Consider the following 7,925-nt stretch of genomic DNA (forward strand, 5'->3'; position numbering starts at 1 on the left):
ACCCAAATCCCTTCTCTTACTTGATGAATGAGAGGGAATTCTTATTTTCTTCTGCCTAGAGTGACAGAAGAGGGATAATTTGAAAAGCCAGTTTGTAAATCTTCGATAGAGATGGGCTTTGGCTTGTTGAGTTCTTCGGATTTTTCCGCTGGGTTGGAGGGAGCGAATCCTTTACTCATAACCATAAACTTTTCCTTACCTTGATGACTTAGCTTTTGAGGCATTATAGAACCGTTACTGACGAGCGGGCTACCCTGTATGTTTTGTTGGTTTTGTCAAGTACAATTTATACCAAATTAGATGAGCTTACCCTGGTTTTCTTCCTCAACCTAATCTACACTATTAATAATTTGTGTAAGGGGAATCTTTATTACTAACTCTCATTATTCACGACACGGAAGTTACGGAAATATGGAGCACTGTTGTTTTTCTGAGTCCTTCTTATTTCTTGCTTCTTGCTTCTTCTTTCAATGTCCCAATTCCTCGTTACTAATTCCCAAATGACTCGCTTAGCCACAACAATAGAAGCCATACTTTACTTAAAAGGTCAACCAGTGTCGATCGCAGAAATTGCCGAGATTGCCAAGTGCGATCGAGCCGAAGCCGAAGACGCCATCATCGAACTCATGTCTGACTCGTCCCACCGCGACAGTGCATTAGAAGTCGTCGAAACCCCCACAGGATACAGCCTGCAACTCAGAGAAGAGTTTGCCAGTTTAATGCAAACTTTAATACCTCCAGAATTAGGTGTGGGAGCTCTGCGGACGCTGGCTGCGATCGCCCTCAAAGGCGGCATCGCTCAGCCAGATTTAGTTAACTTGCGAGGTTCAGGAGCTTACCAACAAGTGCAGGAACTTGTAGAAATGGGTTTCGTCCGCAAACGGCGGTCGGCTGAGGGACGGTCGTATTGGTTACAAGTTACCGAGAAATTTCATCGGTACTTTCAAGTAGACCAACTGCCAAAACAATTGCAAATTGACTTTCAGGCCAATTTGTACCCAAGCAATGACGAGTAGTTTGAAGTAGAATGTAACCAGCCAGAAATTAAGAATCGCCAAATGGTTTTTCACCCTGACTTTGACACATCCAATGCTCAACAAACCGCAGTCAATCCACTGCTGAAGTACCTCCAACACCAATCCCCGGAGGTTCTAGCCCGCGTCGCCAAGTCCGTCAGCCCCGACATCAGAGAAATTATCTCTCATAACGTTCAAGGACTTGTCGGCGTTTTGCCTTCAGAAAATTTTAACGTCGAAATTACGACTGACCGCGAAAACTTAGCAGGTTTGCTAGCTTCAGCGATGATGACAGGCTATTTTTTGAGGCAAATGGAGCAGAGGATGCACCTAGAAGAAAATTTAGCAAGCACCAGCTCGATTCAACCAAACTTGCCCAAAGACAAGTAAAAAGATCAACGGGTTGGGGAACCCAGAAAGATGAAAGTTGTTCAGAAAAATCCATAATCCTGAATCATGGAGGCACAGGGAATTAAGAAACCGGGCTGTTAACCGGGTATCCCTCGCCCTACACCAAGGATTTTGGTGAAAAAACCCGGTTGCTGCGTCCAGGACTATAAAGCAAAGCATCAGATTTATCTTTCATCCTCTACCGTTTGCAACTAATAGCAGTTTCCCAAAAGAAAGCAACTCTAGGTAAGGTCCAAATCCTTATCCCGTAAGTCATTCCCAATTCTGTAATCGAAAATCTCAAATGGTATTACCCACCGGCGGAGCTACCCGATAGGGGAAAAGCAGCCGGACGTACTTTTATATTCTGAACTTGACCCACACGGTTAATTTCCAGCTCGATTTCTTTGCCCACAACGGTGTTTTCCACCCGTTCTTGCACATCCCCAGGAGTGTTAACCGCAATTCCGTCAACTTTTTGAATGACATCTCCGGGGCGCAAGTCGGCTTTTTGAGCGGGGGAATTTTCCACGACTCGCGTCACGGCTACGCCTTGATCGAGGGTAATTTTATTATTATCGAGCTGTTTGTTGAGTTCTGCCTTGGTGGCGGCAGTCAAGCTGACCATTTGAATGCCGAGATAGGGATGTTCGGCTTTACCTTTGGCGAATAGCTGATCGGAAACTCGTTTGGCGGTTTCGATCGGAATTGCAAACCCCAAGCCCTGAGCGTCGGCGCGAATGGCGGTATTGATGCCAATTACTTCGCCTTGGTCGTTGAGCAGAGGGCCGCCAGAATTGCCGGGGTTGATGGCGGCGTCGGTTTGAATGAAGCGGACTCGCTTGTCGGGGATGCCGACTTGAGAACTCGATCGACCCGTAGCGCTGATAATGCCCACAGTCACGGTATTGTCGAGACCTAAAGGATTGCCGATCGCGATCGCCCACTGTCCCGGTACAATATTGTCTGAGCTGCCCAAAGCCACCTGCGGCAGTTCCTTAGCATTAATCTTAACTACAGCAACATCCGTCAGCGGATCGACTCCCTGCACCTTACCCTCAAACTCGCGGCCGTCTTTGAGAGTCACCTTGACAGTATCCGTCCCGGAGACAACGTGAGCATTAGTAACGATGCGGCCGTCAGAAGTGAGAATAAACCCGGAACCCGTACCTCTCTTGACTCGTTCTTCCGGCTGCGGCAAATTCTCCCCAAAAAACCGGCGAAACAAAGGATTTTTGAAAGCTTCCGGCACTTGATTCGCTACCTTGCTGGATGCGTCAATCCGCACTACAGCCGGGCCGACTTTTTCCGCTGCTTCAGCAATAAAATTGGGATTGCTGCGATCGACCGCCCGATTTTCCAGAACAGGAGGAGACGCATAGGGGGGGATTTGCTGGCGTACTACTGGCAAAACCAATCCGGTTTCCAGATTGTTTGAGCCTTGCAGATAGCGATTTCCCAACCATCCCATACCTCCGCCGATTGACAGCAAAGTCACATAAAGGGTCGCTTGCTTAAAAGATAAACTCATTTAATAACTCCCGCTAGATACCTCATCCCCGCAGACAGGTTCCGAATCAAGCATTTTTGTCTTGGCGACGGGAAGGAAGCGGGGCGGGGCGTACCGCTTCCTCAAGAACATAGCTGTTAACAGGCAGGCGCCCATCGGCATCACAGGCAATTTTGCCGGATTTGCCAAGAGCGAATCAAACTAATAATTCTCATCCTAACTTGGCTTAGCCTGGGATTTACAGTCTGGGGGGTGGCTAGAGCTTGTAAATATGCAGTTTCACAGGATTTTAAAATTGTCAACTGTCCGAAATGAATACTTTTTTATGTACATAATGACTTTGAAACGCTTATTTCCGCTGATTTTTGCACTAATTTGGTCGATCGCACCTGTTGGGAAAACGGCGGCAAATACCGAAATCCCACCTACAAATCTTCCTTCAGGTACACCTGTAGAAAACCCCGACCCGGGCCGCGATTGCCCGAGTCCGGCTATGTCTCGGTTGCGCGCCCATACTGTTGCCCAGGGCGAAACCATAGAAAGCATCGCGCGGCAGTACAATGTGATTCCTGCGGCGGTGATCGGGATCAATCCGATGTTGCGGGGCGGTGGAGTCTCTGCTGGAAGTACGATCGTCATTCCTCCGTACAGTGGCATCGAGGTAGAAGTGCCTGCGGGCTGGAATTGGCAAAAACTGGCAGAAGCTTACAAAGTGCGCGCAGATTTGCTATTTGAGGCGAATGGGTGCAGGCCTTTGGGGAAAACGGTGTTTGTGCCTGCGGTGAATAGGTCGATCGGGCCTTCTATCAATCCCGATGCAACGCCATCGGTGCAAGGATTTCCGCTGCCCGCCCCTGCAGTGGAAGCTTTGCGTTACGGGCGGCAATTGGATCAGGCGCGGCGCGAATTTTTTTTCCACAGCGGCGTAGATTTTTTGGCTTCGGAGGGTACGCAGGTTTTGGCCGCGGGCGAGGGGACTGTCGCCTTTGCCGGGCCGCAGGGGGATTACGGGAATTTAGTGGTGGTGAACCATGAAGCGGGGAAGCAAACGCGCTACGCTCATTTGAAAGATATTGCGGTAAAAGTCGGTCAAAAAGTGCAGTCTGGAGAAGTTTTGGGAACTGTCGGGACGACGGGAAAACGGGACATTCCGCCATCTCATTTGCATTTTGAAGTTCGGTACAATTCGGGTTTGGGTTGGGTTGCTGAAGACCCGCTGCTTTATTTGCAAGCGACTATTAAAAAATAGGATTGTTTGTGTGCTGGGGGGGTGACAACCCGCCCCAAATCCATACTGCGTAAGGATTGAGCTGTGTTGTGGTAAAAAAAGATAGGCAGCAGAATTATTACACGATTGCCTATTCCAAAAAATATGTTACCAACATTTTACCAGACTCACTTACAAAAACAACTGACGCAAACCGCGTTTATTTTACTCACAATCTTTTTGAACCTGATAGAATCCGAGAAACAAGTAACGATCGCACTAATCGGGTTCCCCTTAATCACTTATTGGTTAACAACTTATTGCCCGATCGCACATTTCTCTCAAATTCGATCGCTCTGAAACCGACTGAAAATTTGTCTGCTTTGTGACACAGCCCGCCGGGGGTTGAAACCCCCGTCTCATACCTAAAGTCGGTTGAAACCGACTGAAAATTCGCATGAAACCGATACACATCAACTAACTCTTCAGTCCTCTTTCAGAGGACTTTCGCTATGAGACAGAGGTTTCAACCCCTGGCGGACTCGCGGACGAACAAACTGGCCTTCCCCGCGCGGACAAACTAACGGACTAACAAATCGAATTCGATCGCCCATCCACAAAAATTCGATCGCCCATCCACAAAAATCCGATCGCCCGATCAACAAAAAACTCGATCGCACATTTCTCTCAAATTCGATCGCCCAATAAACCCAAAAACCCGTGAAGCGTAGCTATCCCGTAGGGAATCGCCCATCACGAAAAAACCCGATCGGGGGACCCCAAAAACCGGGTTTTTACGACAATACCTCGTTATAACCCACAGATTCGGACAAAAACCCGGTTTCTTGGATTATCGCCCGCCGCTAACTCCCTCCAATCGCAGGAAATGCACCCGGCCAGATCCATCGCCCGCTACAACTGTCACTCCATCAGGCAAAATTGCACAGCAATTGAAGCTAAAATCTCCGTTGAAACTAGCAATTTCTTTGCCACTAAGCAAATCCCAGATTTTTAGGGTGTTATCCAGTGAAGCGGAAATCGCGGTTTTGCCGTCTGGTGCGATCGCCACTGCTGTTACCCAGCTAGTATGACCGGTGAGGGTTCTAACTTCGGTACCTGTCTCGGTGTCCCAGATTTTCAGGGTTTCATCCCATGAAGCGGAAATCGCTCTCTTGCCGTCTGGTGCGATCGCCACTGCTGTTACCAAGCTAGTATGACCGGTGAGGGTTCTAACTTCGGTATCTGTCTCGGTGTCCCAGATTTTCAGGGTGTTATCCCCTGAAGCGAAAATCGCGGTTTTGCCGTCTGGTGCGATCGCCACTGCATTTACCCGCCTAGTATAATCGGTGAGGGTTCTAACTTCCGTACCTGTCTCGGTGTCCCAGATTTTCAGGGTTTTATCCTCTGAAGCGGAAATCGCTGTCAGGCCGTCTGGTGCGATCGCAACTGCTTTTACCGACTCAGTATGACCGATGAGAGTTCGCAGACATCCTTCTCCGGGCCGCTCTAAATTAGCCTTCAAAGGCCGCAACCAAACACTATCTTTCGACTGATTTGCCTGTTCCAGCAACCCCTGAATATCAGTCATTTCAAAATCTAGCAACCTCCCCAATAATTGCCCTGCTAATTCAGTTTTATCCTTTTCCAAAATGTGCGCCGATTTGCGAATAGCCCCTTGAATCAAATTCAGCGTTTGCGTTTGCCCCTCCGACAGCAAAACATCTGCATTTCTCCCTAAATCGTAATCCTCAATTAGCGGCTGCACCCCCAACAATTTTAACTTCGCCTCAATAAAACCAAAATCCGTCACCCAACGATAATAACGGTTGAAATCTCCCCCAATTTCAATGAAATCCCTGGGTTGATGCTTCAACAAATATTCTCGCTCCGATTTACTTTGCTCCGCCAACCACACACCCAAATCGCTCATAGCGGTGCTCCTTCTATCCTGTTATTCATACCTTGACGGTTAAGTTCTTCAACATTAACCCCCGCAGATTGCACAGTTTCATCTTTTGCCAGAAACTCGCGAAAACTGTTGTGATAAATGCTGTAGCGAATTTCGTCGCTGACTTGCTGCTGCCGCAAAAATGAATCCCATTTCTTGAGTACCTGCTGTACTTTAAAATCTGTCTCGCCTACCGATTTAGCAATCCAGCCGCGAGAAACAGCTTCGCGCGCTTTCGAGATCACGTAGATAATCTTAACTTTCATCTCCAACAGCGGATCGTCTTCCCTGCCCATCATCTGTGCCCAATGCTTCCGATAATATCCTGTCAACTCCCTAGGCAAATCTTCCAAAGAAACATCCCTGTACTCGCCGTTTTCGATATCATTCAGCACGTAGCGGAGATACATAAAATTGTTCTGGCTTTTTTGGGCCACCGCCCCCACAAACTGTTCCCGGCTCAAAGCATGACTGGCAATCCAATTCTGAATGGAGGCGCTATTGCTGGTGCGTTTTGCAATATAAGCCTTCGTATCTTCCAGACTTGCTGCATCGTACTGCATCAAATCAAACACCCGATCATTCTTCGTCGTCGGCAAAAGCAAAGATTCCGGCCGCTTGGAAACAATAAAGTAAACGTTATCCGGCAAAACGTCCGGCAAATAAAGAACGTTGCTGCCGCTGCTTTGCAAACTCAAATCGACTTCATCGAGGGCATCTACCACAAAAATCAACTTTTTCCCGCCCAATGTAGCGCTGACTTCCCCCAACAGCCGCCCTAAAAAATTGCCGTTTGCCGTCGCATTTTCCGGCAGTTGCGGATACTTATCCCTGAGTTTAAAGCCATCAATTAATTGAAGGCAGGCATTTTCCAGAAAAGTTTTGGCATCAACAATCCCGTCGGATCGCGAGTTAAAATGAGTAACGCAGCGGCGTCTCATCATCAACACGCACTGCGCCAGAATTGAACTTTTCCCGACACCCGGTTCTGCTTCTAAAACAAAATAGCCTTTCCGATTGGTTTGCAAGAAACGACCAATTTCTTCAAATACAAACTTGCGCCCGGTAAAGTCTTTAGTCCGGTCTTCAATAATCGTCTCGGACTTCAAAGAAATCGGCAATCGGGGCGCGGAAGTATCGATAAATGTTTGCAGCAATTCCCGAACTTGCGCCAAATTGTCGATGCCAATTTCTATCGCTGACAATTTCACCATCACTTGACAAATCTGCTGCCCAGTTGCCACGGCCTCCAACTTTTGCAGAATTTCCCCATTTTGCAGCCCCAAATCTCTCAGTTCTGCCAAAGCAATTTGGTGCAGATTCAACTGCATCGCCGCAAACTTTTCTCCTCCCTTCGCCGCATCCTGTTTCAGCACTCCGCAGTACGCTTTGGGGAAAGTTGCGTACAGCTTGTCCGCCACAAATTCCACAATTTCCGCATCGAAGGATTTGCCCTCGCTGGCCGCGAATTCGTTGACGAAAGTTGCCCAATCTGCCGTTGTCAATCCGGTAACTCGATCGAACTCCTCGGCATCCGCAGAAAAAATCTTGGTTAGCTGGTCTTCGGAAATATTTAAACCCCTTGACAAATCGGCTGTATTCGTGTTAATATCCAGCCAATATTCAGGAGTTTTCTCGGCTAATTGACTGAGTGCTGTTTCTGGATAATGCAAATTTTTGGTTTCGGCGATCGCAATTAGGCGATCGGACTTCGCAACCTCTCTCAAAATATAGCCGATCGCCTCACCCGCCGCCTTAATCAAATCGTGATTGTCGAGAATCCTCGGATTTTTGCTCAACCGTTCCGTCATCCGATTTCCGAGGTCATTAGCCGCGATATTCCCCGCTATACCA

General features: G+C 48.0%; 9 protein-coding genes. 4 read left to right on the forward strand and 5 right to left on the reverse strand.

The window, feature by feature from the left end:
- Positions 1-500 precede the first annotated feature (500 nt).
- Both scpB and QUA45_RS26740 read left to right on the forward strand, forming a co-directional pair.
- Entirely contained in the window at positions 501-1,016 is a 516-nt protein-coding gene (scpB, locus tag QUA45_RS26735; protein WP_333065039.1) for an SMC-Scp complex subunit ScpB, read from the forward strand.
- Positions 1,017-1,058: 42 nt separating this feature from the next.
- A complete protein-coding gene (locus QUA45_RS26740) occupies positions 1,059-1,406 on the forward strand; it encodes a DUF760 domain-containing protein (protein ID WP_333094438.1) in 348 nt (115 codons plus the stop codon).
- Positions 1,407-1,716: 310 nt separating this feature from the next.
- On the opposite strand, the gene QUA45_RS26745 is transcribed toward QUA45_RS26740, so the two are convergent.
- Positions 1,717-2,937, reverse strand: coding sequence for an HhoA/HhoB/HtrA family serine endopeptidase (locus QUA45_RS26745; protein WP_333222834.1), 1,221 nt, complete (start codon positions 2,935-2,937; stop codon positions 1,717-1,719).
- Between the two features lie 304 nt (positions 2,938-3,241).
- On the opposite strand from QUA45_RS26745, the gene QUA45_RS26750 reads away from it, so the two are divergent.
- The gene (locus QUA45_RS26750) at positions 3,242-4,165 is read left to right on the forward strand and encodes a M23 family metallopeptidase (protein WP_333222836.1); all 924 of its coding nucleotides are present in this window, start codon (positions 3,242-3,244) and stop codon (positions 4,163-4,165) included.
- 123 nt (positions 4,166-4,288) lie between these two features.
- Entirely contained in the window at positions 4,289-4,483 is a 195-nt protein-coding gene (locus tag QUA45_RS26755) for a hypothetical protein (protein WP_333094442.1), read from the forward strand.
- A gap of 125 nt (positions 4,484-4,608) precedes the next feature.
- On the opposite strand, the gene QUA45_RS26760 is transcribed toward QUA45_RS26755, so the two are convergent.
- From QUA45_RS26760 to QUA45_RS26770, 4 genes are all read right to left on the reverse strand, one after another.
- Positions 4,609-4,803, reverse strand: coding sequence for a hypothetical protein (locus tag QUA45_RS26760; RefSeq protein ID WP_333094443.1), 195 nt, complete (start codon positions 4,801-4,803; stop codon positions 4,609-4,611).
- Entirely contained in the window at positions 4,782-4,946 is a 165-nt protein-coding gene (locus QUA45_RS29305; protein WP_445304909.1) for a S26 family signal peptidase, read from the reverse strand. Before QUA45_RS29305 ends, QUA45_RS26760 begins: the two co-directional genes overlap by 22 nt.
- Positions 4,947-4,973: 27 nt before the next feature.
- Positions 4,974-6,053: a WD40 repeat domain-containing protein gene (locus QUA45_RS26765; RefSeq protein WP_333222838.1), complete on the reverse strand. Its 1,080-nt coding sequence runs from the start codon at positions 6,051-6,053 to the stop codon at positions 4,974-4,976.
- Positions 6,050-7,925: ATP-binding protein (locus QUA45_RS26770; RefSeq protein WP_333222840.1), on the reverse strand; the 1,876-nt coding region annotated here is incomplete at its 5' end. The genes QUA45_RS26770 and QUA45_RS26765, both read right to left, overlap by 4 nt.

It is taken from the genome of Microcoleus sp. Pol12A5 (genome assembly GCF_036701435.1).
Taxonomy (GTDB): Bacteria; Cyanobacteriota; Cyanobacteriia; order Cyanobacteriales; family Microcoleaceae; genus Microcoleus.